This is a genomic window from Curtobacterium sp. MMLR14_002 (assembly GCF_001864975.1).
In the GTDB taxonomy this organism is placed as follows: domain Bacteria; phylum Actinomycetota; class Actinomycetes; order Actinomycetales; family Microbacteriaceae; genus Curtobacterium; species Curtobacterium flaccumfaciens.
The window spans coordinates 22,523-46,087 of sequence record NZ_MJGT01000073.1 but is presented as its reverse complement, the minus strand read 5'-3'; the positions used below and the strand labels follow the sequence as shown (position 1 = coordinate 46,087).

The 23,565-nt window shown below is 71.7% G+C and carries 25 protein-coding genes; 11 read left to right on the top strand and 14 right to left on the bottom strand.

The genetic code is table 11. The annotated features are described in order from the left end of the window. Positions 1 to 7 precede the first annotated feature (7 nt). The 5 genes from recQ to BIU91_RS14405 all read left to right on the top strand — a co-directional run bounded on the left by recQ (position 8) and on the right by BIU91_RS14405 (position 5,040). A complete protein-coding gene (recQ, locus tag BIU91_RS14425) occupies positions 8 to 1,876 on the top strand; it encodes a DNA helicase RecQ (protein ID WP_071406028.1) in 1,869 nt (622 codons plus the stop codon). A gap of 87 nt (positions 1,877 to 1,963) precedes the next feature. Then, positions 1,964 to 2,710, top strand: coding sequence for a lysophospholipid acyltransferase family protein (locus BIU91_RS14420; protein ID WP_071406027.1), 747 nt, complete (start codon positions 1,964 to 1,966; stop codon positions 2,708 to 2,710). Between the two features lie 135 nt (positions 2,711 to 2,845). Next, positions 2,846 to 3,190, top strand: a complete 345-nt coding sequence (locus BIU91_RS14415; RefSeq protein WP_071406026.1) for a hypothetical protein — start codon at positions 2,846 to 2,848, stop codon at positions 3,188 to 3,190. A gap of 229 nt (positions 3,191 to 3,419) precedes the next feature. Next, positions 3,420 to 4,130: a M23 family metallopeptidase gene (locus BIU91_RS14410; RefSeq protein WP_071406025.1), complete on the top strand. Its 711-nt coding sequence runs from the start codon at positions 3,420 to 3,422 to the stop codon at positions 4,128 to 4,130. 61 nt (positions 4,131 to 4,191) lie between these two features. Next, entirely contained in the window at positions 4,192 to 5,040 is an 849-nt protein-coding gene (locus BIU91_RS14405; protein WP_290439508.1) for an NAD(P)-dependent oxidoreductase, read from the top strand. Positions 5,041 to 5,090: 50 nt separating this feature from the next. Here the strand turns inward: BIU91_RS14405 and BIU91_RS14400 are convergent, their stop codons facing one another. Together BIU91_RS14400 and BIU91_RS14395 are read right to left on the bottom strand one after the other, a co-directional pair. Beyond that, positions 5,091 to 5,294 carry a hypothetical protein gene (locus BIU91_RS14400; protein WP_027465064.1) on the bottom strand — a complete coding sequence of 68 codons (204 nt, stop codon included), beginning with the start codon at positions 5,292 to 5,294 and terminating at the stop codon, positions 5,091 to 5,093. Between the two features lie 10 nt (positions 5,295 to 5,304). After that, complete coding sequence (locus tag BIU91_RS14395; protein ID WP_071406024.1) at positions 5,305 to 5,823, bottom strand: MarR family transcriptional regulator; 519 nt, start codon at positions 5,821 to 5,823, stop codon at positions 5,305 to 5,307. Between the two features lie 131 nt (positions 5,824 to 5,954). Between BIU91_RS14395 and BIU91_RS14390 the strand changes: the two genes are divergently transcribed. Further along, positions 5,955 to 6,848, top strand: coding sequence for an alpha-E domain-containing protein (locus BIU91_RS14390; RefSeq protein ID WP_071406023.1), 894 nt, complete (start codon positions 5,955 to 5,957; stop codon positions 6,846 to 6,848). Between the two features lie 175 nt (positions 6,849 to 7,023). Here the strand turns inward: BIU91_RS14390 and BIU91_RS14385 are convergent, their stop codons facing one another. Together BIU91_RS14385 and BIU91_RS14380 are read right to left on the bottom strand one after the other, a co-directional pair. Next, positions 7,024 to 8,352, bottom strand: coding sequence for an MFS transporter (locus BIU91_RS14385; RefSeq protein WP_071406040.1), 1,329 nt, complete (start codon positions 8,350 to 8,352; stop codon positions 7,024 to 7,026). A 5-nt stretch (positions 8,353 to 8,357) separates the two neighbouring features. Further along, positions 8,358 to 8,768: a MarR family transcriptional regulator gene (locus BIU91_RS14380; RefSeq protein WP_071406022.1), complete on the bottom strand. Its 411-nt coding sequence runs from the start codon at positions 8,766 to 8,768 to the stop codon at positions 8,358 to 8,360. A 95-nt stretch (positions 8,769 to 8,863) separates the two neighbouring features. Here BIU91_RS14380 and BIU91_RS14375 point away from each other — a divergent pair, with 95 nt between their 5' ends. Next, positions 8,864 to 9,616 (top strand): glucose 1-dehydrogenase, encoded by a 753-nt coding sequence (locus tag BIU91_RS14375; RefSeq protein ID WP_071406021.1) that lies wholly within the window; start codon positions 8,864 to 8,866, stop codon positions 9,614 to 9,616. A gap of 180 nt (positions 9,617 to 9,796) precedes the next feature. On the opposite strand, the gene BIU91_RS14370 is transcribed toward BIU91_RS14375, so the two are convergent. The 3 genes from BIU91_RS14370 to BIU91_RS14360 all read right to left on the bottom strand — a co-directional run bounded on the left by BIU91_RS14370 (position 9,797) and on the right by BIU91_RS14360 (position 12,334). Beyond that, a complete protein-coding gene (locus BIU91_RS14370; protein ID WP_071406020.1) occupies positions 9,797 to 10,738 on the bottom strand; it encodes an acetamidase/formamidase family protein in 942 nt (313 codons plus the stop codon). 157 nt (positions 10,739 to 10,895) lie between these two features. Next, complete coding sequence (locus BIU91_RS14365) at positions 10,896 to 11,165, bottom strand: hypothetical protein (protein WP_071406019.1); 270 nt, start codon at positions 11,163 to 11,165, stop codon at positions 10,896 to 10,898. Between the two features lie 11 nt (positions 11,166 to 11,176). After that, positions 11,177 to 12,334, bottom strand: coding sequence for an inorganic phosphate transporter (locus BIU91_RS14360; protein WP_071406018.1), 1,158 nt, complete (start codon positions 12,332 to 12,334; stop codon positions 11,177 to 11,179). An 87-nt stretch (positions 12,335 to 12,421) separates the two neighbouring features. Here BIU91_RS14360 and BIU91_RS14355 point away from each other — a divergent pair, with 87 nt between their 5' ends. From BIU91_RS14355 to BIU91_RS14345, 3 genes are all read left to right on the top strand, one after another. After that, complete coding sequence (locus BIU91_RS14355; RefSeq protein WP_071406017.1) at positions 12,422 to 13,291, top strand: alpha/beta hydrolase; 870 nt, start codon at positions 12,422 to 12,424, stop codon at positions 13,289 to 13,291. Positions 13,292 to 13,424: 133 nt separating this feature from the next. Continuing rightward, a complete protein-coding gene (locus BIU91_RS14350) occupies positions 13,425 to 14,474 on the top strand; it encodes a biotin/lipoate A/B protein ligase family protein (RefSeq protein ID WP_027465073.1) in 1,050 nt (349 codons plus the stop codon). A gap of 165 nt (positions 14,475 to 14,639) precedes the next feature. Beyond that, positions 14,640 to 14,969: a hypothetical protein gene (locus BIU91_RS14345; RefSeq protein WP_071406016.1), complete on the top strand. Its 330-nt coding sequence runs from the start codon at positions 14,640 to 14,642 to the stop codon at positions 14,967 to 14,969. Positions 14,970 to 15,006: 37 nt separating this feature from the next. On the opposite strand, the gene BIU91_RS14340 is transcribed toward BIU91_RS14345, so the two are convergent. Further along, positions 15,007 to 15,297, bottom strand: coding sequence for a GNAT family N-acetyltransferase (locus tag BIU91_RS14340; protein ID WP_027465074.1), 291 nt, complete (start codon positions 15,295 to 15,297; stop codon positions 15,007 to 15,009). Positions 15,298 to 15,416: 119 nt separating this feature from the next. Between BIU91_RS14340 and BIU91_RS14335 the strand changes: the two genes are divergently transcribed. Beyond that, a complete protein-coding gene (locus BIU91_RS14335; protein WP_139196526.1) occupies positions 15,417 to 16,289 on the top strand; it encodes a site-specific DNA-methyltransferase in 873 nt (290 codons plus the stop codon). A 210-nt stretch (positions 16,290 to 16,499) separates the two neighbouring features. Here BIU91_RS14335 and BIU91_RS14330 read toward each other — a convergent pair whose 3' ends face one another. The 6 genes from BIU91_RS14330 to BIU91_RS14305 all read right to left on the bottom strand — a co-directional run bounded on the left by BIU91_RS14330 (position 16,500) and on the right by BIU91_RS14305 (position 23,389). Continuing rightward, positions 16,500 to 18,959: an MDR family MFS transporter gene (locus tag BIU91_RS14330; RefSeq protein ID WP_071406015.1), complete on the bottom strand. Its 2,460-nt coding sequence runs from the start codon at positions 18,957 to 18,959 to the stop codon at positions 16,500 to 16,502. A gap of 223 nt (positions 18,960 to 19,182) precedes the next feature. Continuing rightward, entirely contained in the window at positions 19,183 to 20,802 is a 1,620-nt protein-coding gene (gene pgm / locus BIU91_RS14325; RefSeq protein ID WP_071406014.1) for a phosphoglucomutase (alpha-D-glucose-1,6-bisphosphate-dependent), read from the bottom strand. A gap of 145 nt (positions 20,803 to 20,947) precedes the next feature. Next, positions 20,948 to 21,193, bottom strand: a complete 246-nt coding sequence (locus tag BIU91_RS14320; RefSeq protein WP_071406013.1) for a hypothetical protein — start codon at positions 21,191 to 21,193, stop codon at positions 20,948 to 20,950. Positions 21,194 to 21,318: 125 nt separating this feature from the next. Further along, on the bottom strand, positions 21,319 to 21,981 hold the full coding sequence (locus tag BIU91_RS14315) for a class I SAM-dependent methyltransferase (protein WP_071406012.1): 663 nt from the start codon (positions 21,979 to 21,981) through the stop codon (positions 21,319 to 21,321). Continuing rightward, a complete protein-coding gene (locus tag BIU91_RS14310; protein WP_071406011.1) occupies positions 21,978 to 22,643 on the bottom strand; it encodes a DUF2064 domain-containing protein in 666 nt (221 codons plus the stop codon). Before BIU91_RS14310 ends, BIU91_RS14315 begins: the two co-directional genes overlap by 4 nt. Beyond that, positions 22,640 to 23,389: a glycosyltransferase family 2 protein gene (locus BIU91_RS14305; RefSeq protein ID WP_071406010.1), complete on the bottom strand. Its 750-nt coding sequence runs from the start codon at positions 23,387 to 23,389 to the stop codon at positions 22,640 to 22,642. Before BIU91_RS14305 ends, BIU91_RS14310 begins: the two co-directional genes overlap by 4 nt. Between the last annotated feature and the right edge of the window lie 176 nt (positions 23,390 to 23,565).

Here is a 23,565-nt window from a genome sequence, read left to right as displayed (position 1 = left end):
TCGTGGCATGAGCACCACGCCCGCGTCCGCTGCCGTGTCTGCTCCCGCTGCCGTGTCCGCACCCCGTGCCGCTGCGCTCGACGTGCTGCACCGCGTGTGGGGCTACGACGACTTCCGCGGCGAGCAGGCGGCCATCATCGACCAGGTGGTGGCCGGTGGTGACGCCCTGGTGCTCATGCCGACCGGTGGCGGCAAGTCCCTCTGCTACCAGGTGCCATCGCTCGTCCGCGACGGCGTCGGGGTCGTGGTGTCGCCGCTCATCGCCCTCATGCAGGACCAGGTCGACGCCCTGGCCGCGAACGGCGTGCGCGCCGCGTTCCTCAACTCGACGCAGGGCCCCGACGAACGGTCCCGGGTCGAGCGTGCCGTGGTGCAGGGCGAGGTCGACATGCTCTACCTCGCGCCCGAGCGGCTCCGGCTCGAGTCCACCCGAGCGCTCCTCGACCGGGCACGTGTCTCGCTGTTCGCCATCGACGAGGCACACTGCGTCGCCCAGTGGGGCCACGACTTCCGCCCGGACTACCTCGAGCTGAGCGTCCTGCACGAGCGGTGGCCGACGGTGCCGCGCATCGCCCTCACCGCCACCGCGACGCCGCAGACCCACCGCGAGATCTCCGCCCGGCTCGGCCTCGACGACGCCGCGCACTTCGTCGCCGACTTCGACCGGCCGAACATCCAGTACCGCATCGAACCGAAGACCGGTGCGCTGCAGCAGCTGCTCACCTTCATCCGCACGGAGCACAGCGGCGACGCGGGCATCGTGTACTGCCTGTCCCGCAACTCCGTCGAGCGCACCGCGACCGCCCTGGCCGAGCAGGGGATCAACGCCCTGCCGTACCACGCGGGCCTCGACGCCCGGGTTCGTGCCCGCAACCAGTCGACGTTCCTGCGCGAGGACGGCGTCGTCATGGTGGCGACCATCGCGTTCGGCATGGGCATCGACAAGCCCGACGTCCGGTTCGTGGCGCACCTCGACCTGCCGAAGTCGGTCGAGGGCTACTACCAGGAGACCGGCCGTGCGGGTCGTGACGGGCTGCCGGCCACCGCCTGGCTCGCGTACGGCCTGAACGACGTCGTGCAGCAGCGGCGGATGATCGACCAGTCCGAGGGTGACGCCGCACACCGTCGGCAGCTCAGCGCCCACCTCGACGCCATGCTCAGCCTGTGCGAGACGATCGAGTGCCGCCGGGTGCGGCTGCTCGCGTACTTCGGACAGGAGAGCACGGCGTGCGGCAACTGCGACACCTGCATCGCGCCGCCGGAGTCGTGGGACGGCACGGTCCCCGCGCAGAAGCTGCTGTCCACCGTCGTGCGGCTCGAGCGCGAGCGCCGCCAGCGGTACGGCGTCTCGCACCTCGTCGACATCCTGATCGGCAAGCGGTCCCCCCGCGTGCAGGAACTCCAACACGACACCCTGGCGACCTTCGGCATCGGCGCCGACCTGTCCGAGGGCGAGTGGCGCGCGGTCGCGCGACAGGTGCTGGCCCAGGGCTACGCGGCGGTGTCGGGCGACGGCTTCGGCACGGTCGTCCTCAGTCCCACGAGCGCCGAGGTCCTGACCGGCAAGGTGGAGGTGCGGATGCGTCGCGACCCGGTCAAGGCTCCGCGGGCCGGACGCAGCAGTCGACGGACGGTCGTCACCGACATGCCGCAGGAAGCCGTCGGCCTGTTCGAGGCCCTGCGTGCCTGGCGTGCTGCCGAAGCCCGCGAGCAGGGCGTCCCCGCGTACGTGGTCTTCAACGACGCGACGCTCCGGGGGATCTCCGCCGTCCGACCCGCCGACGTCGACCAGCTCGGCGAGATCTCCGGCGTCGGCGCGGCGAAGCTCGAGCGGTACGGGCGCGCGGTCCTCGACGTCGTCGCCGCGGCCGACTGACCCTCGACCAGCACTGCATGCCGTTCCGGGCATGTGGCCTCCGCGCGCCTCATTACACTCGGTAGCTCGTCATCACGAGGAGGTCCGGTGTCCGGTTCGACGAAGTTCGCCACCGTGCTCAGTCGCGCGGTGGTGACCCCGCTCGCCCGGTTGCTGTGGCGCCCGAAGATCATCGGTCGTCGGAACGTCCCGAAGCGTGGTGCGGTGATCCTCGCGAGCAACCACCGCTCGTTCATCGACTCGCCCGCGATCACGCTCATGGCACCGCGCAAGGTGTCGTTCCTGGCGAAGCAGGAGTACTTCACGGGTTCGGGTCTCAAGGGAGCCGTCTCGCGGGCGTTCTTCGGCGGCATCGGCGCCATCGGGGTCGAGCGCGGCGCGGGTGCGGCGGCGCAGCAGGCCCTCGACCTCGGGCTGGCACGCCTTCAGGAGGGCGAGGCGTTCGCGATCTACCCGGAGGGCACACGCTCGCTCGACGGCCGGATCTACAAGGGCCGCACGGGTGTGGCGTGGCTGGCGCTGACGAGCGGCGCCCCCGTGGTGCCCGTCGCGCTCACCGGCACCGAGGACGTCCAGCCGGTCGGGTCCCGGCTGCCGAAGCTCGCCCGCGTGACGATCGAGTTCGGGCAGCCGATCGACCTGTCGTCCTTCGGTGAGGCGTCGTCCGGTCGTGCTCGGCGCCACGCGACCGATGCGGTGATGTCGGCGATCCAGGAGCTCAGCGGCCAGGAGCCGGCGAACGCCTACAACAACCCGCCCGCGACGATCGTGGAACGGGTCCGTCGTGCACTGCAGCCGGACGACCCGACCGCTGCCGCCGTCGACCCCGACTGATCCCCACGACTGTCCGGTCACTATTGCACATCTGAAATATCGATGGTTGAATGGCGGACGTGCCGCTCGGCACGCCGCCATCGCCGGTCGCCCGAGAACGACCAGCCACGACTTCCAGATCGGACCGTCCGCAGCATGTCCTCCACCCCGCTCTTCGACTCCATCGCCCAGCGTCGCGATCAGGCCGACGCTCCGCACTCCACTCCCGCACCGGCGCTCGCCGTCGTGACCCCGGTGCCGACCTCGCCGATGTCCGCGCCCGTCCGCCCGGGTGACTCCACGCTGGTGCCGGCCGCCCTCGTCGCCGCGATCGACGAGATCCCGGTGCGGGTGGCATCGGCCCTGGTGACCGAGGTCGCGATCCGCCCCGAGCACCTCGTCCTGGTCGAGACCGTCGCCGACGCGATCACCCGCGCGGTCGTCGACGCCGTCGTGTGCGAGCTGGACCGGATCGCCCGTGACGGCGTCGTCCGCGTCTGACCGGGCCGGGCGCCGCACGATGACGACCCCCGACGACGGCCTGCCCCGGCGCCCACGCGGTGCCGAGCGCCGCGCCGCCGACCGACCGACCGCGCCCCGGCCGCGCCGTGCACGGCACGCTGCACAGCCGGGGCCGCTCCGAGCCGCCGGGGTGGCGGTGCCCCCTCCCGCCACCCCGGCTTCCACCCAACCCACACGACGCATCCGGCGCACGCAGCCTGCCGCTCCCGTGCAGCCCGCCGCACCCGAGCATCCCGCCGCTCCCGCGCGCCGCCGCCCCGCGTCCTTCCGGATCCCCGCCCGGCGGACCCTCCCCGCCGCGGCGGTCACTGCCGTCACGTGCCTGTTCGTCGCGGTCGGCTCCCCGCAGACCGCCGTCGCCGCTCCGACAACTCCGGAAGCCACGTCGGCATCGGCCGGCATGCAGCACTTCGTCGCCGACGGTTCCACCGGGCCGACCGCCGGCCGCGACGACTTCTCGGTCGGCCGTGCTGCCGCAGCCCTCCGGGTCCCCGGTGGCTCGGGCCCGACCGGTGGAGCCGTCCGCCCCACGGTCGGTGCGATCCCCGACGCCGGTGGCTTCGGCTCCCGCTGGGTCGTTGGCTGTGCGGCCTGCTCGTCGAACCACCAGGGGGTCGACTTCGCCGCGGCCATCGGGACCCCGGTCGTCGCCGCGCTGCCCGGCCGGGTCGTCTCGGCGGGTGTCCTCGGTGGGTACGGCAACCAGGTCCTCCTGCAGCACGCCGACGGCACCGCGACCCGGTACGGGCACCTGTCGGTGATCGACGTCCGCCCCGGCCAGGTCCTCGGCGCGGGGGAGCGGCTCGGGGCCGTCGGCAACACGGGCGTCTCGACCGGCGCCCACCTGCACTTCGAGGTCATCGTGGCCGGCACCCCGATCGACCCGGCCGCCTGGCTGCAGGCTCGCGGGCTCCTCTGACGGCGTCGGGCGTAGCGTCGGAGCGGTCGCGGCACGGAGCCGCGCCAGGACGGAGACGCACGTGCGAGTGACGGTGTTGGGGACGGGTGCGATGGGTGCCGGCGTGGCGGGATCACTGCTCCGCGACGGCCACGAGGTGACGGTCTGGAACCGCAGTGCCGACAAGGCCTCGCCCCTGGGTGACCGCGGCGCGACGGTGACGAGCGACCCGGGCACTGCCGTCGAGCACGCCGAGGTCGTCCTGCTCACCCTGTTCGACACCGATGCGGTCGTCGACGTCCTCGAGCAGGCTGCCGGCGACGCCCCGACCGACGGCGTGTGGGTGCAGGCCTCGACGATCGGGGTCGACGGCACCGCGACGATCGTGCAGCTGGCCGAGAAGTACGGCATCACCCTCGTCGAGGCGATGATGCTCGGCACGAAGGCCCCCGCCGAACAGGGCAAGCTCACGATGCTCGCGGCCGGACCGGCGGACCTGCTCGACCGTGTCGACCCCGTGCTCGACGCGATCGGCGCGAAGACCGTCCGCGCCGGCGACCACGTCGGCGACGGCACCGCACTCAAGCTCGCCGCGAACGCCTGGATCGCCTCGATCACCGCGGCGACCGGGCAGTCCCTGGCCCTCGCAGCGGCGCTCGGGCTCGACCCCGCGCTGTTCCTGCAGGCCATCGAGGGCAGCGCGAGCGACTCCGCTTACGCCCACACCAAGGGCGCCGCGATGATCGCCCGCGAGTTCCCCGCCCAGTTCGCACTCGACGGGCTGCGGAAGGACATCGGGCTCATCACCGATGCCGCCCGGACCGCGGGGGTGTCCACCACGCTGCTCGAGGCACTCGGGCGCGTCTACGCCGATGCCAGCGCAGCCGGGCACGGGGGCGACGACATCGCCGCGGTCGGCACCGCGTTCTGACGCACGGGCGAACGCACGCGCACGCGCACCTGCACGGGTCGGCCGAGCGATCAGCCCCGACGGAACAGCCGCCGCAGGCGCTTCGTGAGCCGCCCCACGGCCTCGTCGTTCATGGTGTTGGCGAGGTCGAACGCCTCACGAGCGGGATCGGACCCGGCCTGGATGCGCCGGAGTGCGGCGTCGGCACGGGCCCGCGAGTCGAGCTCGGCGAACGGCATGTCGTCCTCGGGGTGGTGCTCGCCGCGAGGGTCCATGCGGTCCAGGCTACGCGCGACGGAGGTGGTCCGACCCGGCGTCGAGCTCGTCCACGACGCGGACCATCTCGTCCAGGAAGTCCACGACGACGGCCATCTCGTTGCTCGGCAGGTGCTCCGTGACCTCGAGCGCGCGGGCGTCGAGCTCCTCGATGACCCGGAGCGCGTGGCGCATCGAGGTGCCGGTGGCGGTGAGGATCACGCCACGGCGGTCGTTCGGATCGGCGTGCCGTTCGACGTGACCGCTGCGGACGAGCCGGTCGACGAGCGCCGACGTCGACGCCGCGGTGATCTCGAGCCGCTCGGCGAGGTCCTTCGCGTTGACGGTGCGGCCGTCGTGCTCGGCGTCGATCAGGAACCGGAGCGACAGCAGGGCGTTCTCGCCGATCCCCAGTGCCTCGCGCGCTCGGCGCTGGGCGGCGCTCTCGGCCGTTCGGTACCGCCGCAGGGCGTTGAGGACGTCCACGGCGGAGACCGCGGAGTCCTCGTACCAGTACCCCGCGGTGCTGGTCATCACCTCGGACGTCATGCCCCAATGCTAGACGCTCTAGTTAGATTGTCTAGCGAGCGCGGAGACGGGACACCTGCAACACCCGTGACGCGGTTCTGTAACACCCCGGCAACGCCGGCTCGTTAGGTTCTGGACATGCAGGAGCAGCCGTGCTGAGCCGCCTCGCGGGGAACGTCTTCCACGTGGGGAGCGCGGTGGAGCGCACCGACGTCGTCGCACGGTTGCTCGACGTCTACGTCGCCCGCCGCGAACCAGGCACCCTCGACGACGACCGGCTCGTGTCCACCGAGCTCCGCAGCGTCATCGGGACCACCGGCCCCGCGAACGACCCGGACCGCGCCGCCACCGTCGACGCCCTCGCGCTCGACCGGCACGAACCCGCGTCCATCGCCGCCGCGGTCGCCGTCGCCCGCGACCACGCACGCCGTGCCCGCGAGGTCGTCTCGAGCGAGCTCTGGGACTGCCTCGACGTCACGCGGTCGCGGATGCCCCGGAAGATCGCCCCGGACCGGGCGCACGAGTTCCTCGGCTGGGTGCGGGAGCGCAGTGCCCTCGCCATCGGTGTGGTCGAGGGGGACGCCAGCCGTGACGAGGTGTGGGAGTTCTTCACCCTCGGGCGCTCGCTCACCCGCTGCGCCTCCACCGCACGGCTGCTGGCGTCGCGGCTGCTCGAGCCGGACGCGGTCACCTCGTGGACGGCGGCGCTCCGGGCATGCGGCGCGGGCGAGGCCTTCCTGCGCGGCCGTGACCACGCCCCGGTGCCGTCCGACGCCGCCGCCTTCCTGCTCCTCGACGCGCACAGCCCGCGGTCCTTGCGCTTCACGGTGCACCGTGCGGCCGAGTGCCTGGCCGACGTCGCCCCGTCCTGCGTCGCGGACGAGGTTGCCGGGTTCGACGAGGTCCGCGCCCTGCTCGACGGCATCCCGGAAGAGTCGGCGCTCGCGGTGGCGGGTGACGTCGGGCAGCGGCTGGCGGTGGCTGCCGACCGCGTCGCCGCGGCCCTCGACGAGCGCGTCTTCGCGTCGTCCGCACCCGTCCTCTGAGCCGACCCGACCCGGCGCGTGTGGGGGAAGGCGGCTGGTCCGCGCGTCGTGACCGCGGCCGTGTGCCCGGGTGGCGCCGGACGGGAGGCCCGTGGCGACGCCGGTGCGGGCCTCCCGTCCGACGGTCGGTGCGTCACGGGCCGTCGGCCGACGGGCAGGGCGACCCGCCGGTCCGTCAGACGGCGCTGGAGCGGTCGGCGAGCGTCTCGTCGCGTTCCAGCTCGCGGCGGAGCGCCGCGCGCGAGCCGACCACCGGCACGGCGTGCGTGATCGCCAGGTGCAGCCGCGAGTCGGCGTCGTAGCGCAGCCGGACCCGCTGGTACCGGACGAGCCAGACGAGCGCGATCCCGAGCGCCACGAAGCCCGAGGCCGCGCCGACGACGATCGCCCAGCGTGGGCCGAAGGCGTCGGCGACGGCACCGACGAGCGGGGCGCCGATGGGGGTGCCGCCCGCGAAGATCGCCATGTAGAGCGCCATGACGCGTCCGCGCATCGCGGGTTTCGTCGTGGTCTGCACCAGGGCGTTCGCGGTGGTCATGAAGGTCAGGGACGCGAGCCCGACGAACACCAGCACGATCGCGAAGGTCCAGTACGTCGGGGCGAGGGCAGCGGCGGTGCACGCGAGCCCGAACCCGCCGGCGGCGAGCACGAGGGTGCGCATCCGCGGCTTGTCCCGGCGTGCGGAGAGCAGCGCACCGAGCACCGAGCCGATGGCCATCACCGAGTTGAGCAGTCCGAATTCGCCGGCGCCCTGGTGGAACTCGACCCGCGCCATCGTCGAGGTGAAGATCGGGAAGTTCACGCCGAACGTGCCGACGACGAAGATCATGCAGAGCACGACGACGATGTCCGGTCGGGTGCGCACGTACCGGAAGCCGGCGACGATCTGCCCCTTGCCGCGGCCCGCCCGGACCCGTTCGGCGAGCTGCGCGGGGTCGACGAACCGGAGTGCGAGCAGGACGGCCAGGAACGACCCGGCGTTGATGACGAACACCCATCCGGAGCCGATCGCCGCGATGAGCACACCGGCGACCGCGGGGCCGATCAGGCGTGCGGCGTTGAACGACGCGGAGTTCAGGGCGACGGCGTTCGAGACGTCCTCGCCCTGCACGACGTCGGAGACGAAGGCCTGCCGGATCGGGGCGTCGAACGCGGCGACGATGCCGAGTGTCAGGGCGAAGCCGTACAGCGCGAGCAGGGTGGCGGTGTGCGTGAGGACCATGACGCCGAGTCCCAGCCCGAGCAGCCCCATCAGGCCCTGGGTGAGCATGAGCATCTTCCGGCGGTCGAACCGGTCGGCGGCGAGCCCGGTGAGCGGCAGGAGCAGCAGCTGGGGGCCGAACTGCAGGGCCATCGTGATGCCCACCGCGACGGCGTTGTTGTCCGAGAGCTGGGTCAGCACGATCCAGTCCTGGGCGGTGCGCTGCATCCAGGTGCCGACGTTCGACACCAGGGCTCCGGCGAACCAGATGCGGTAGTTGCGTCCGGCGAGGGAGCGGAACATGGCGGTCACTGCTGGGCCAGCCTCCTCATGATCTCGGTGGCGTCGGCGAGGGTGCTCCGCTCGTCGGCGGTGAGTGCTGCGAGTCGCGGGGAGAGCCAGCCGTCACGGCGGCGTCGGGTCTCCTCGACGAAGGCGGCTCCGGCTGGCGTCGCACCGAGCAGCACCTTGCGGCGGTCGTCGCCGTGTCCGCACTTCGACACCAGGCCCCGCTCGACCAGCACCGCGATGGTCTTCGTCATCGACGGCGGGGTGACGCCGTCCTGCCGACTCAGGTCGGCCAGGGTCATGGCGCCGTCGCGGTGCAGTCGAGCGAGGGCGGAGAACTGTGCGTCCGTGACACTCGAGTCGGCCTTCTGGGCACGGAGGGTGCGGGACAGCCGGTTCACCGCGATGCGGAGGTCGGTGGCGTCGGTCATCGGTCGTTAGCCTATCTCATTAGTTCAGCGAACGAACTTCATTTCGGGTGTACCGTGGTTGTAGACAACACGTGTTGCCGAGAGAGAAGGAGAACATGTCCGAGTTCGAGGGCAAGGTCGCCGTCGTTACCGGTGGTGGCAGCGGCATCGGTGAGTCGGTCGCGAAGGAGCTCGCCGCGGCGGGCGCCACGGTGGTCGTCGCCGACATCAACCTGGCGGGCGCCGAGCGCGTCGCCGCGTCGATCGTGGAGGCCGGTGGCACCGCCCGCGCGTTCGAGGCCAACTCCGCGGTCGCCGCGGACAACGAGCGCATGGTGCAGTTCGCGGTCGACACGTTCGGCGCGCTGCACCTGGCCGTGAACAACGCCGGCATCGGCGCAGCACCGCAGCCGATCGGCGAGTACGACATCGCCGCCTGGGACCGCGTCCGTGCAGTCGACCTGGACGGCGTCTTCTACGGGCTGCGCTACGAGATCCCCGCGATGGTGGCCGCCGGTGGTGGTGCGATCGTGAACATGGCTTCGGTGCTCGGCACGGTCGGCATGGCCCAGAACGCGGCCTACGTCGCCTCGAAGCACGCGCTCGCCGGGCTGACCAAGGTCGCGGCGCTCGAGTACTCGTCGCAGGGCGTCCGCACGAACGCCGTGGGCCCCGGGTTCATCGACACCCCGCTGCTCCGCAAGTCGCTCTCGCCCGAGGCCATCGCGGCGCTCGAGGACGAGCACGCCTCGAAGCGGCTCGGCACCGACGCCGAGGTCGCCGCGCTCGTGCTGTTCCTGCTGAGCGACAAGGCCTCGTTCATCACGGGCAGCTACCACCTGGTGGACGGCGGCTACTCCGCCCACTGACGGGTCGGGTGCACCTGGTCGTTCCGGGCGTACCTGGTCGAAACGGGCGTACCTGGTCGGTTCTTCCGACCAGGTACGCCCGTTTCCGCTTTCCAGCGCGGGTGCGATGGGAAGGAACGTCGGACGGGAGGCCCGCCCAGCGTGCGCCGGTCGGCTCGCGCTGGGCGGGCCTCCCGGCCTTCAGAGCCGCGCGTCCGTCAGGATCGCGTCGTGCGGGAGCAGGGCGTGCACGCCCCACGTGCGGTTCGCGACCTGCGTGATGCGCATGCTCACCGCCACGCTCGCCATCGCGAGGGCCTCGGCGCGGCCGATGCCGTGCAGCCCCGCGATCCAGTCGACCATCCGGTCGAGCGCCGTGGCCGTCGCGACGTTGAGGTCGGCGTCGAAGCCGAAGGTGATGCGTCCGGCGGGGGTGTCGGCGTGCACGCCCTCGACGGGGGCCGCATCGAGGAGCGTCAGGGTCATCGTCGTCGTCATGCCGCACTCGACCGCCGTGCCGGAGACCTCGCCGTCGCCCTGGGCCGCGTGCCCGTCGCCGACGTGGAGCAGGGCGTCCGGCACCGTCACGGGCAGGTACAGGGTGGAGCCGGCGACGAGCTCACGGCAGTCGACGTTGCCGCCGCCGACCGTGCGGGGCGGGATCGTCGAGTGTTCGCCGGTGGGCTCGGGTGGGACGCCGACGACGCCGAGGAACGGTGCGGTCCGTACCCCGAGGCCGAGCTGGTTCACGGCGACTCCGGCAGCCACGTCGATGTCCCAGAGCAGCGGGCCGCGCGACGCCGGGTCGGTCAGGCCGAGTGCGCGGTTCACCGGGGAGTCGACCCCGCCCAAGGCCGTGTAGCCCCAGTCGTCGGGCACGAGGTCGTCGAAGTGCACCGCCAGGACCATCCCCGGACGTGCTCCCGCGACGGCGATCGGCCCGACCAGGCAGTGGCCCCGGCGCGGGTCGATCAGGGTCGGGGCGTCCAGGCCCGGGCCCGGCTGGCGTTCCGTGTAGCCCGCGGCGCTCAGGGTGCGGACGGTCACCGTGTCGCCCGGTTCGACGGTCAGGACCGGCTGGCGTTCGGCGGTGAAGACGTCGACGGCGGAGTCGACCGTGGCGTCGAGGTGGTGGGTGGTCACCGTTCGATCATCCCAGGCGGGGCGGGTGCGGGGGCGGTTCCGGTCGTACCTGGTCGGATCAGGCGTACCTGGTCGAATCGGGCGTACGTGGTCGGAGGTTCTGACCAGGTACGCCCGATTCCACCAGCCATCGCGGGTGTTCTGGGAAGGAACGTCCTCAGTGGAACTGGGGGATCGTCAACCAGATGCCCGCCAGCACCGCGGCGATGCACAGCGCGAAGCACAGCACGGCTCCCGCCAGTGCCGCCGGCGGGGTGTGCCCGGAGCGCGGGGTCTCGTCGGAGTACTGCGTGTGCTCGCCGCCCGCGTCGTCCGGCTGCCCCGTGCCGAGCAGCCGCAGGCCGAGCGTGTACACGAGCACCAGGCCCACGGCGGCCACGAAGCCGACGCCGGCGACCGTGCCGATCGCGGTGAAGTCGATGTCCATCGTCGTTCCCCTCAGTTCGTCGCGCCGGTCGGCTGCGGCTCGGCCTGCTCGGCCGGCCCGGACTCGGTCGTGATGTCCTCGTGCGAGATCGGCTTGCGCTTGGCGAGCACGTAGAAGGTGAGCCCGCCGGCCAGTGCGAGGACCGCGACGAGCACCAGCCCGAAGGCCGAGGTCGACGCGAGCCAGGTGGCGAGCGCCCCGACCACCGCAGCGGCCGGCAACGTGATGACCCATGCGATGACGATGCGGCCGACGACCGACCAGTGCACGTCGGCGAGCTTCTTGCCGAGGCCCGAGCCGACGACCGCGCCGCTCGTCACGTGGGTCGTCGAGAGCGCGAAGCCCAGGTGCGACGAGATGAGGATCGTCGCGGCGGAGCTCGTCTCGGCGGCGAAGCCCTGCGGCGACTGCACGTCGGAGATCTTCTTGCCGACGGTCTGCATGATCCGCCAGCCGCCCATGTACGTGCCGAGGCCTATCGCGAGCCCGCAGGCCAGGATCACCCAGAGCGCCGGACCGGTGCCGGCGGCCTGGTAGTTCGCGGCGATGAGGGTCAGCGTGATGACGCCCATCGTCTTCTGCGCGTCGTTCGTGCCGTGCGCGAGCGACACCAGCGACGCCGAGATCGTCTGCCCGTGCCGGAACCCGGTCGCCGCACCGTGCGTCGTCGCGTTCTTCGTGAGCACGTACGCCAGGTACGTCGCGACCAGGGCGATCACCCCGGCGATGACCGGGGAGAGCAGCGCCGGCAGCACGACCTTCGACACCACCGTCGCCCAGCTGATCGAGTTCAGCCCCGCGCCGATGATCGAGGCGCCGATGAGCCCGCCGAACAGCGCATGGGTGGACGAGGACGGCAGCCCGAGGTACCAGGTCGCCAGGTTCCAGAGCACCGCGCCGACGAGCCCCGCGAAGATCATCGTGGGGGAGATGTGGATGCCGTCCTGCCCCTCGCGGATGATGCCCTGCGAGACGGTCTTTGCGACCTCGGTGGACAGGAACGCGCCGACCACGTTGAGCACGGCGGAGATGAGCACGGCGGTCCGGGGCTTGAGCGCTCCCGTGGCGACCGACGTGGCCATGGCGTTCGCGGTGTCGTGGAAGCCGTTCGTAAAGTCGAACACGAGGGCCACGACGATCACCAGCGTGACGATGACGATGACGTCCATGCGCAGGACGCTAGGCCCGCCTGGAACCCGCTGCGTGAACGCCGGGTGAACAGGTCCGGGATGGAGCGCGTCTGCGAGGATGCTCACGTGCCCACCTTCTCCGCCGCTCGCGGCGACGCCTCGTTCACCGACGCCCACGGCGTCGAGATCGTCTACTCGACCTGGCGTGCGGCGCGGCCGAAGGGTGTCGTGCAGATCGCGCACGGGGTCGGGGAGCACGGGCTCCGGTACGAACCGCTCGCGCAGGACCTGGTGCGCGCCGGCTACACCGTGCACGCGAACGACCACCGCGGGCACGGACGCACCGGCCTGACCCAGTGGGACGGCGACCACACCAAGCTCGGTCGGCTCGGCCCCGGCGGCCTGCGCGCGGCGATCGCCGCGGTGGAGCAGATGAGCGCGGTCGCGCGGGCCGACGAACCCGGGTTGCCGCTCGTGCTGCTCGGGCACTCGTGGGGGTCGCTCATGGCGCAGCGGATCGTGAACACCTCGTCGGACCGCTACGACGGCGTCGTCCTGTCCGCGAGTGCCTACCGGCTGCCCGGCTGGATGAACAGCGGCGACCTCAACGCCCGGCACGCGGGGTCGGGGCCCACCAAGTACGAGTGGCTCACCCGCGACCGGAAGATCATCGACGCGATGACGGTCGACCCCCTGGCGGTCGAGGCCGACGTCATCGGGCTGTTCGGGCTCGCCGACACGCTCCGGCTGCTCGGGGTCCCGCGACGGGGCATCCCGCACGACCTCCCGATGCTGCTGCAGGTCGGCTCCGACGACAGCCTCGGGGGTCCGCGCTCGATCGAGCGTCTGGCGCAGGCGTACCGCCGACGCGGACGACTGTCCGACGTGACCGTGCAGGTGTACGAGGGCGCGCGGCACGAGGTCTACAACGAGACCAACCGCGCCGAGGTCATCGGCGACCTGGTCGCGTGGCTCGACCGGGTGACGGAGCGCTGACGGCGCTCGCCGCGTCCTGCGACGCGACCGGCGGCGGCCTGGAGGCCCGTGGCGGCGCCGCCACGCGCCTCCAGGCCGCGTCACCAGGCCGGCTCACTGCCGGGCCGTCGGCCGTCCGGAATAGGGTTGCGGCATGCACGGTGAGTACAAGGTCCCCGGAGGCAAGCTGGTCGTCGTCGACCTCGAGGTCGTCGACGGCACGATCCAGCAGTTCCGCCTGGCGGGTGACTTCTTCCTGGAACCCGACGACGCGCTGCCGCTCATCGACGCGGCCGTGAACGGGCTCCCCGCCACCACCGACGCCGCGGGCATCGCCGCAGCCGTGCGGGCGGCTCTGCCGACCGATGCGGTGCTGCTCGGCTTCACGCCCGAGTCCGTCGGCGTCGCGGTGCGCCGTGCGCTGTCGCGGGCCTCGACCTGGCGCGACCACGACTGGCAGATCGTGCACGAGGGGCCGATCAGCCCGAACGAGCACCTCGCGCTCGACCAGGTGCTGACCGAAGAGGTCGGTGCCGGCCGTCGCGGTCCCACGCTGCGCATCTGGGAGTGGGACCAGCCGGCCGTCGTGATCGGCTCGTTCCAGTCGCTCAAGAACGAGGTCGACCCGGCCGGCGCCGAGAAGTACGGCGTGCAGGTGGTCCGACGCATCTCCGGCGGCGGCGCGATGTTCATGGACGCCGGCGCCGTGATCTCGTACTCGCTCTACGTGCCGTCCGACCTGGTGCAGGGCATGACGTTCGCCGACTCGTACGCGTTCCTCGACGAATGGGTGATCGAAGCGCTCAAGTCGCTCGGCATCGAGGCGTACTACCAGCCCCTCAACGACATCACCTCGACCAAGGGCAAGATCGGCGGGGCCGCGCAGAAGCGCCTCGGCACCGGTTCGCTGCTGCACCACGCCACCATGAGCTACGACATGGACGGCGAGAAGATGGTCCAGGTGCTGCGCATCGGGCGCGAGAAGATGAGCGACAAGGGCACCACCAGCGCTGCGAAGCGCGTCGACCCGCTCCGCTCGCAGACGGGGCTGTCCCGCGCCGAGATCATCGAGCGGCTGATCGGCACCTTCACCCGCCTCTACGGGGCGACCGAGGGGCACGTGACCGAGGCCGAGCGCGAGCGGGCGCAGGAGCTGGTGCGGACGAAGTTCGCGACGAAGGAGTGGCTCGAGCGGGTGCCGTGAGCCCTGCTCGGTCGACGGTTGGCGCGACGACCGGAGCTGAGGGGGGACGTCCCGGCCGCCGCTGGTTCGAGTGTGCGCCTCGACCTCATGAACCAGACGTGTGGATGATGAGAATCCCCCGCGCGGCTGATCCGCTCGCCGCGCAGCCCACGTAGCGTCGCTGCCGTGAACTGGTTGATCTTCCTGGGGGCGGTGGCCGCCGTGGCCGTCGTGGTGTGGATCGCCGATCGCATGGGGTGGATCGACCTGTCGAACAAGTCCCAGCGCAGCGGCGGATCCGGAGGCATGGGCGGGATGCTGGACGAGGTGTTCGCACCGACCCGGCACGAGACGCAAGCCGAGTACGAACGGCAGGCGCGCCTGCCGAAACAGGCCCCGTCACCGGCGGACCACGACCACGACCTGCTCAGCGGCAGCGTGCTCATCCAGGTGCCGACGGTGCGGAGCGCCGGGCGGCACGAGGCCCGCGCGGGGACGCACGACCGGTCGTACTGAGCTGACGGGCGCCGCGCTCGTGTGTGCGTCGCTCGCTTCAGCGCGTCGTGAGCTCCTGGTAGTCCGGGTGCCGCTCGATCCACGCGTGCACGTAGCTGCACTGCGCGACGACCCGGCGTGACGAACTCGCACGCACGTCGTCGAGGGCGTGCTGCACCAGGATCGACGCGTGCCCACCACCGCGGTGCTCGGGATCGACCTCGGTGTGCACGAAGCGGATCTCGTCGCCGTCGATCTCGTACGCCGCGAGGCCGATGACCTCGCCGTCCTCGATCAGGGAGTACTGCTGCTTGTCGGTGTCGTTGCGGACCTCGGGTGCTGCTGCCATGCAATCGACCGTACGCCGGGGCCTGGGCGCGCGCTCTGTGCTGCACGCTGGCTCCGTGCACTGCACTGCGCGGTGCGGTGCGCGTCGAGCGTGCTCGCTCGGTGCGCGACAATGGGTCCGTGCGCAGGGGAGACGACCGAGGCCCGGACCGCGTCGTCCTCGGCGACGCCCTCGACGTGGTCCCCGCGTACCCGGACGGCTCCTTCACGCTGGTGTACCTGGACCCGCCGTTCAACACCGGCCGGTACCAGCGTCGGCACGCGACGTCCGCCGTGCCGAAGGCCGACGGTCCGGTGATGGGGTTCCACGGCCGGACCTACGAGCGGGTGCGCGGTGACCTGATGCGCTTCGACGACCGGTTCGAGGACTACTGGTCGTTCCTCGAACCCCGACTCATCGAGGCCTGGCGACTGCTCGCCACTGACGGCACGCTGTACCTGCACCTCGACTACCGCGAGTCGCACTACGCCAAGGTGCTGCTCGACGCGCTGTTCGGCCGCGAGTCGTTCCTGAACGAGATCGTGTGGGCCTACGACTTCGGCGCCAAGTCCAAGACGCGCTGGCCCACCAAGCACGACACGATCCTGGTCTACGTGAAGGACCCGTCGCGGTACTGGTTCGACTCCGAGGCCGTCGACCGCGAGCCGTACATGGCGCCGGGGCTCGTCACACCCGAGAAGCGCGAGCGCGGCAAGCTGCCCACCGACGTCTGGTGGCACACGATCGTGTCGCCGACCGGCCGCGAGAAGACCGGCTACCCCACGCAGAAGCCCGAGGGGGTGCTGCGGCGGATCGTGCAGGCGTCCTCACGCGAGGGGGACTGGGTGCTCGACTTCTTCGCGGGCAGCGGGACCACGGGCGCGGTGGCGCAGGCGTTGGGGCGGCGATACGTGCTGGTGGACGACAACCCGGCAGCGATCGACGTGATGCGGAAGCGGTTGCCGGGGGCGTCGTTCGAGGTGGCTGAGGCCGGGGCGGGGTCGGCCGTCTGAGGCGGCGGGGTCTGCGACGATCCACGAGTCGTTCGACGCGTGGATCGTCGGAACATGCATACGCAACGAGCGACGATGTCGACGTCGCACGACGTCGACGGTGTCGCTCCCGCGCGGCTGCAACAGTTGCAGACGCGCAGATGCGACGAGGTCGCTGTCGTACGACAGCGACCTCGTCGTTCGGCATCAGTGAGCGAGCGCCCGCACCGACTACTCCGCGGAGTGCCGCCCGTGCGCGTGGGCGTCGTCAGCGTCCGGCCGGGAGGCCCGGCTCGCCTCCGCCGCGTCGGCTCCGGCCCCGGGGGCATCCGGCTCCACGACCGGGGCAGCGTGGGCAGCCCGGGTCCGGATGGCACCGGTCGTCGTCGGGGGCTCGTCGACCGGCGCAGCCGCCGAGTGTGCACCGTGCGTCGTGGCGTTCGGCAGCGGCGCACGGGTGTCGTCGACCCCGTGCGGCAGCACCGAGACGTCCGACGCCCCGGCGGCGCGGGCAGACCGCGGCTGCACGTCCGGCGACGTCGGCACGTCCGGCGAGGTCGGTACGTCGGCGGAGGACGACCGCGTCGGCACCGGACCAGCCCCGGGTGCCGCGGCGGCAGCGGCTGCAGCGGCGCTCCCGTCCGACCCCGCACCGGCAGCGGTGCGTGCGGCATCGGCCTGCTCCTGCAGCGCCGAGGTCTTGCGGAGCGGCGGCACCCGGAAGAACCACGTCAGCACGAACGCGAGCAGGATCACCGCGAGGCCGACGTAGTAGACGCGGACGGCCGAGTCGCTGAACCCGACCAGGAACGGACGGCTCAGCCGGGGGTCCGCCCCGTTCAGGAACGACGTGTCGCTCGTCGCCGAGTCGGTGGACGAGCTCGCGGCCGAGTCACCGCTCTTGAGCTGCTTGATGAGCGTCGGGGCGACCTGGTCGACGACGTTCTCCCGCTGCGCCTTGTCCGAGTAGTCGATCTGCAACTTGCCGTCGACGACCGAGGCGTTCGCCTTCGTGGCCGCCGTCTCGAGCGCCTGTTGCTCGGCTGCGGGCTTCGCGTCGTCGACCTGCTGGGCGATGATCGTGTCCGCGGCGGCGGCGGGGACCGTGCCCGCGGCGACCTGCCGCTGCACGGCTGCGGTCACCTGCTTGGTCACAGCGGCATCTGCGGCCTGCTTCGCCTGCGCGGTGCCCTGGTCGAGACCGTCCTGCACGTTCTTCTGCACCGGGTCGACGATCTTCGTCCAGATCTCGTCCATCACGCCCTGGTTCTTCGACGCGTTCGCGACCGAGGGCGTCATCGCGGCGTTGAGCGCGCTCTTCAGGTCGGACTCGTTCTGCATCGCGGCGCTGATGTTCGTCGGCATCAGGGTGAACAGCACGGAGAGCAGGACAGCGGTGCCCATCGTGCCGCCGATCTGGCGGAAGAACGTCGCGGCGCTCGTGGCGACACCGATGTCCCGCGGCGAGACCGAGTTCTGCGCGGCCAGGGTCAGCGTCTGCATGAGCTGCCCGAGTCCGAGCCCGATGCCGAACATGCCGAGCATCAGGAACCACAGGGGCCGGTCGGCGGTCAGGAACGTCAGGACCGTGAAGCCGATCGCCGTGAACGCCGTCCCGGTGATCGGGAAGACCTGGTAGTTGCCGGTGCGGGAGATGATCTGGCCGGAGGCGATCGACGAGATCATCAGGCCGAGCACCATCGGCAGCATGGCGAAGCCGGACTCGGTCGGGGTCACGCCCTTGACGATCTGCAGGTACAGCGGGATCGTCAGCATCGCGCCGAACATGCCGAAGCCGACCAGCACGGACAGGATCGCGGACATCGAGAACACCCGTGACCCGAACAGCTTCATCGGCAGGATCGCGTCGTCGCCCATGGCTCGCTCGACGATGATGAACGCGATCAGGCCGAGGGCACCGATGGCGTAGCAGGCGAAGGCGGCGGGGGAGTCCCAGCCCCACTCACGGCCCTGCTCGGCGATGAGCAGCAGCGGCACGAGCGTGACGATGACGAGCGTCGCGCCCCACCAGTCGATGCGGGGCTTGCCCCGGTCGCCGAACTTCGGCAGGTGCAGGAACGTCAGCACCATGAACAGGGCGATGATGCCGATCGGCACGTTGATCAGGAACACCCAGCGCCAGCCGGCGATGAACAGCAGCTGGTCCGCGCCGGCGAAGACGCCACCGACGAGCGGCCCGATGACGGACGAGATGCCGAAGACCGCCAGGAAGTAGCCCTGGTACTTCGCCCGCTCGCGTGGGGCGAGCATGTCGCCCATGATCGCCAGCGGCAGGGACATCAGACCACCGGCACCCAGGCCCTGCAGTGCGCGGAACCCGGCGAGCATGAGCATCGAGTCGGAGAACGACGCCGCGAACGAACCGACGATGAAGATGCCGATCGCGGTGATGAAGAGCGGCCGGCGACCGAAGATGTCGGAGAGCTTGCCGTAGATCGGGGTCGTCACCGTCGACGCGATGAGGTACCCGGTGGTGACCCAGGCCTGCTGGTCGAGCCCGTGCAGGTCGTCACCGATGGTGCGGATCGCGGTGCCGACGATCGTCTGGTCGAGGGCACCGAGGAACATGCCGGCCATCAGGCCGTAGATCACCAACAGGATCTGTCGGTGGTTCATCACGACGTTGGACGCCGTGGTGGGGGCCGCGGGTGCGGTCGCCGTCTGGGTCATGAGCAGGGTCTCCCGGGGTACCGATGCGCTGGCAGAACGATTTTTGCGCTGCCTGCAAAGTTACAACTGCCGCAAGTGCTCGGTCGCACCGAGACGGCTTCCTGAGTGGATCGGCAGTCACGGTACGCCCAGTTGGCCCCGGTGGCACACGGCCTGGAGGCCCGGCTCAGTTCCGGCGGACGGGCTGCGGTGTCCGAGACCCGCAGCCCGTCCGACGAGGGCGCTACGCGCCCAGTGCTGCGTCGACGATCTCCTTGGCCTCGCGCTGCACCTGCTCGAGGTGCTCCTGCCCGACGAAGCTCTCCGCGTAGATCTTGTAGACGTCCTCGGTGCCCGACGGTCGCGCGGCGAACCACGCCTTGTCGGTCACGACCTTCACGCCGCCGACGGCTGCGTCGTTGCCCGGGGCCTTCGACAGCTTCGCGGTGATCGGGTCACCGGCCAGGGTGTCCGCGGTGATGGCGTCGCCGTCGAGCTTGCCGAGGCGCGCCTTCTGCTCCTTCGAGGCCGCGGCGTCGACGCGCTGGTAGACCGGCGCGCCGAAGCGCTCGGTCAGCTCGGCGTAGAGCTGCGACGGGGTCTTGCCGGTGACGGCGACGATCTCGGACGCCAGGAGCGCCAGGATGATGCCGTCCTTGTCGGTGGTCCACGCGGTGCCGTCGGTGCGCAGGAACGACGCTCCCGCGGACTCCTCGCCGCCGAAGGCCACGGAACCGTCGATCAGGCCGGGGACGAACCACTTGAAGCCGACCGGGACCTCCCACAGGCGACGGCCCAGGGACTCGGCGACGCGGTCGATGATGCTCGACGACACCAGGGTCTTGCCGATCGCGGCGTCGTCGCGCCACTCGGGCCGGTGTGCGTAGAGGTACTCGATCGCGACCGCGAGGTAGTGGTTCGGGTTCATCAGCCCGCCGTCGGGCGTGACGATGCCGTGCCTGTCGGAGTCGGCGTCGTTGCCGGTCAGGACGTCGAAGTCGTCCTTGCGGGCGAGCACCGAGGCCATCGCCGAGGGGCTCGACGGGTCCATCCGGATCTTGCCGTCCCAGTCGAGCGTCATGAACGCCCACGTGGGGTCGACCTCGGGGTTCACGACGGTCAGGTCGAGGCCGTAGTGGTCGCGGATGGCGTTCCAGTACGGCAGCGAGGCGCCACCGAGCGGGTCGGCGCCGATCTTCACGCCGGCACGCTTGATCGCGGCGATGTCGATGATGTTCTCGAGGTCGGCGACGTACGTGTTCAGGAAGTCGTAGCGCTCGGGCTCGGCGTCTTCGGTGCGCTGCACCTCGGCGTTGCCGCCCTCGATGATCGCGTTCGCCCGGTTCGCGATCCAGCTCGTGGCGTCGCTGTCGGCGGGACCGCCGTGCGGCGGGTTGTACTTGAAGCCGCCGTCGCGGGGCGGGTTGTGGCTCGGCGTGATGACGATGCCGTCGGCCGTGTCCGGGTTGCCGGCGCGGTTGTAACGGATGATCGCGTGGCTCAGTGCGGGCGTCGGCACGAAGCCGTCCTCGCTGTCGGCGAGCACGCGCACGCCGTTGGCGGCGAGGACCTGCAGGGCGGTCTGCTCCGCGGGGGCGGAGAGCGCGTGGGTGTCGCGGCCGATGAAGAGCGGCCCGTCGGTGCCCTGGTCGCGGCGGTACTCCACGATCGCCTGCGTGATGGCGGCGATGTGGGTGTCGTTGAAGGCGGTGTCGAGCGACGACCCCCGGTGTCCGGACGTGCCGAACACGACCTTCTGCTCGGGGACCGAGACGTCGGGCACTCGGTCGTGGTAGGCGGCGAGGAGCTCGTCGAGGTCGACGAGGTCGTCTGCGGTCGCTGGGGTGCCGGCGCGGTCGTTCATGCGTCCATCCTGGCATCGGCCGCCCTGGCGCGTTCGGGGGAAGTGCACCGGAGGTCGGGGGAACGCGAGCGAGCGGCCGCCCCACCCGGGTTGAGGGGGGACCCCCGGGGTGGACGACCGCTCGCGGTCTGTGGAGGCAGGTGCCTCAGGCGGTGCGGAACGAACCCGTCGCCGTGCGGAACGAGCCGGTCACGGTGCGCGTCGAGGACGTCGCGGTGCCGGGACGGCGGAACTGCGTGTCGACGAAGCGGCCGAGTGCGCGGCCGGTGCCGGTGCCGGTGTAGCTGCCGATCGGGCTGCGGGTCGCGTCGCCGGTGAAGGCGCCGAGCTCGGCGCGGGACTCGAGGCCGGTCACGTAGGCGCCGCCCAGGGGGTTCTGACGGTTCTGCATGGGTGCTCCTCGTCGTCGTGCCGAGGTCCGCGGGTCACCGAGCCGGCGACCGCGACGCCGTCGGCTGATGACCACCACTCTACGCACTTGTCTTGCATCATGCAAAACAAGCGCGTGTCGGAGACTCAGGCGAGCAACTCGCAGAAGTTCCGGCCCTCGGCCGTCCAGCTCTGCCGCGCGACCAGTCCGGCTTCCGCCGCGTGCCGGTGCAGGGCGTCGAGGCCGACCTCGGCCCAGGGGAACCCGGCGCTCTCGTTGCCGTCGGCGTCGACCACCCGGGCGGTGTACACGCGGTCGGCCGTGACCTCGGGGTTCGTCTCCACGATGACCCGGCCGCCGGCTCGTACGATCTCGCGGCAACGGGCGAGCAGGGCGGTGGGGTCGCCGCCGATGCCGATGTTGCCGTCGATCACGAGCGCGGTGTCCCAGTGGCCCTCGTCGGGCACGGCGTCGAACACGGAACCCTGCAGGGCGGTGCCGCCGGAACGCTGCGCGATGGCGACGGCCTCGGCGGAGACGTCCACGCCGAGCGCCGGGATGCCCCGGGAGCGTGCGGCGACGAGCATCCGGCCGGGGCCGCAGCCGATGTCGATGACCCCGCCGTCGACGTCGTCGAGCAGCGAGCGGTCGACACGGTCGGCGGCGGCGCTCCAGCGGCCGACGTCCATCGTGGTGACGGCGTCGGGACGGTCGGCGTCGGTCAGGCGCAGGTGGCCGTCGGTGCGGAGCGCACGGGCGTACGGCTCGCCGCCGCCGGCACCGAACGAGACGGGTGCGTGCATGGTCATCGGGTGCTCCCCACGGTCTCGGCACGGAGTGCCCGGGTGAAGTCGGAGTCGGGTGCGAGGTCGGCGACCCGCTCGGCGTCCGGCATGGTGTCGACGTCGAGCAGCTCGCCGAGCACGCCCACGTCGAGTCCGGCGTCGGTCAGGCGTGCGAGCTGCACGGCTCCGGTGTCGTCGCGCGACATCGGGACGCCGCGCAGCAGGTCGCCGGTGGGCTCGCGCAGGTACAGCGACCAGAAGCCGCCGTCCTCGGCCGGGCCGAACCAGGCGTCGCGGGCGGCGTCGTCGAACACCGGTGCGAGGTCCGCGGTGGACACCTGCGGGGTGTCCATGCCGACGAGCAGCAGCGGACCGTCGACGGCGTCGAACAGGAACCCGAGGCGCTCGTCCAGGCCGCCACCGGGCTGGTGCAGCACCTCGAACCCGTCGGCCGCGGCGGGCACGACGTCGCCGTCGAAGAACAGGACCCTGCGAGCGGCGGGGAGTGCGCGGACGGTCGCCAGGGTGTCGGCGAGGCTCGCGGACGCGACGCGAGCGGCGCCCTCGGGGGAGAGCGCCGGCGTCAGCCGGGTCTTCACCTTGCCGGGCAGGCACTCCTTCGCCACGACCGCGACAGTGACGTCGGTGCGCGCAGCGTCGCTGACGGGGGTCGGGTCGGCGGTCACGAGCGGGCCTCCTCGACCACGGGGGTGGACTCGGCCGCCTGGCGGAGCGGTCCCGGCGCGACGACCCGGACACGGGCCTCCCGGCGGTACGCACGGAGCAGACGGGACATGTCCCGCACCGCGTTGATCGTGCCGCGGAGCGTGCCGGTGACCTTGCTGTCGCCGATGCGCTGCGCGTACCCGATGTCGGACTCGTCGACGCGCCAGCCGGCGGCGTGCGCGGCCAGGACCATCTCGAGCGGGTAGCCGCTGCGGCGGTCGCGCAGGTCGAGGGAGACGAGGTCCTCGCGGCGCATCACGCGCATCGGGCCGAGGTCGCGCAGACGGTAGCCGGTCGCGCGGTGCATGAGGACGGCGAGGACGCGGTTCGCGAAGCGCGCGTGCGGGGCCCACGCACCGCGGCCCGTCGGGACGCGACGGCCGAGTGCCAGGTCGACGCGGCCACTGGCCACGCGGTCGACCAGGGGCGGGAGCTCGGCGGGGTCCATCGAGGCGTCGGCGTCGCAGAACGCGACGAAGTCGGCGGTCGCCGCGGCGACCCCGGCGGCACAGGCCGAACCGAAGCCTTTGACGGGCTCCGTCACCACCAGGGCACCGTGGGCGCGGGCGACGTCGGCCGATCCGTCGGTCGATCCGTTGTCGACGACGATGGCCCGGTAGCCCGGGGGGAGCCGCGCGATGACCTTCGGCAGGGCGTCCGCCTCGTCGAGGCACGGCAGGATCACGTCGACAGTCATGTCCGTCATTCGGTGCGGTCGGTCGGATCGACGGGTCTGTCCTGGCATGCACTCGACACAACACGACGACGCGCTGCGGGGTACAGGAAACTGCCGGGTCCTGGTCGTTCAGCGCGTCTGATTCGCGGACGGTCCCCAGAACGGGGGACAGGGTGCGTGTGTGGGTCCGCGAGTGGTTGCGCAAG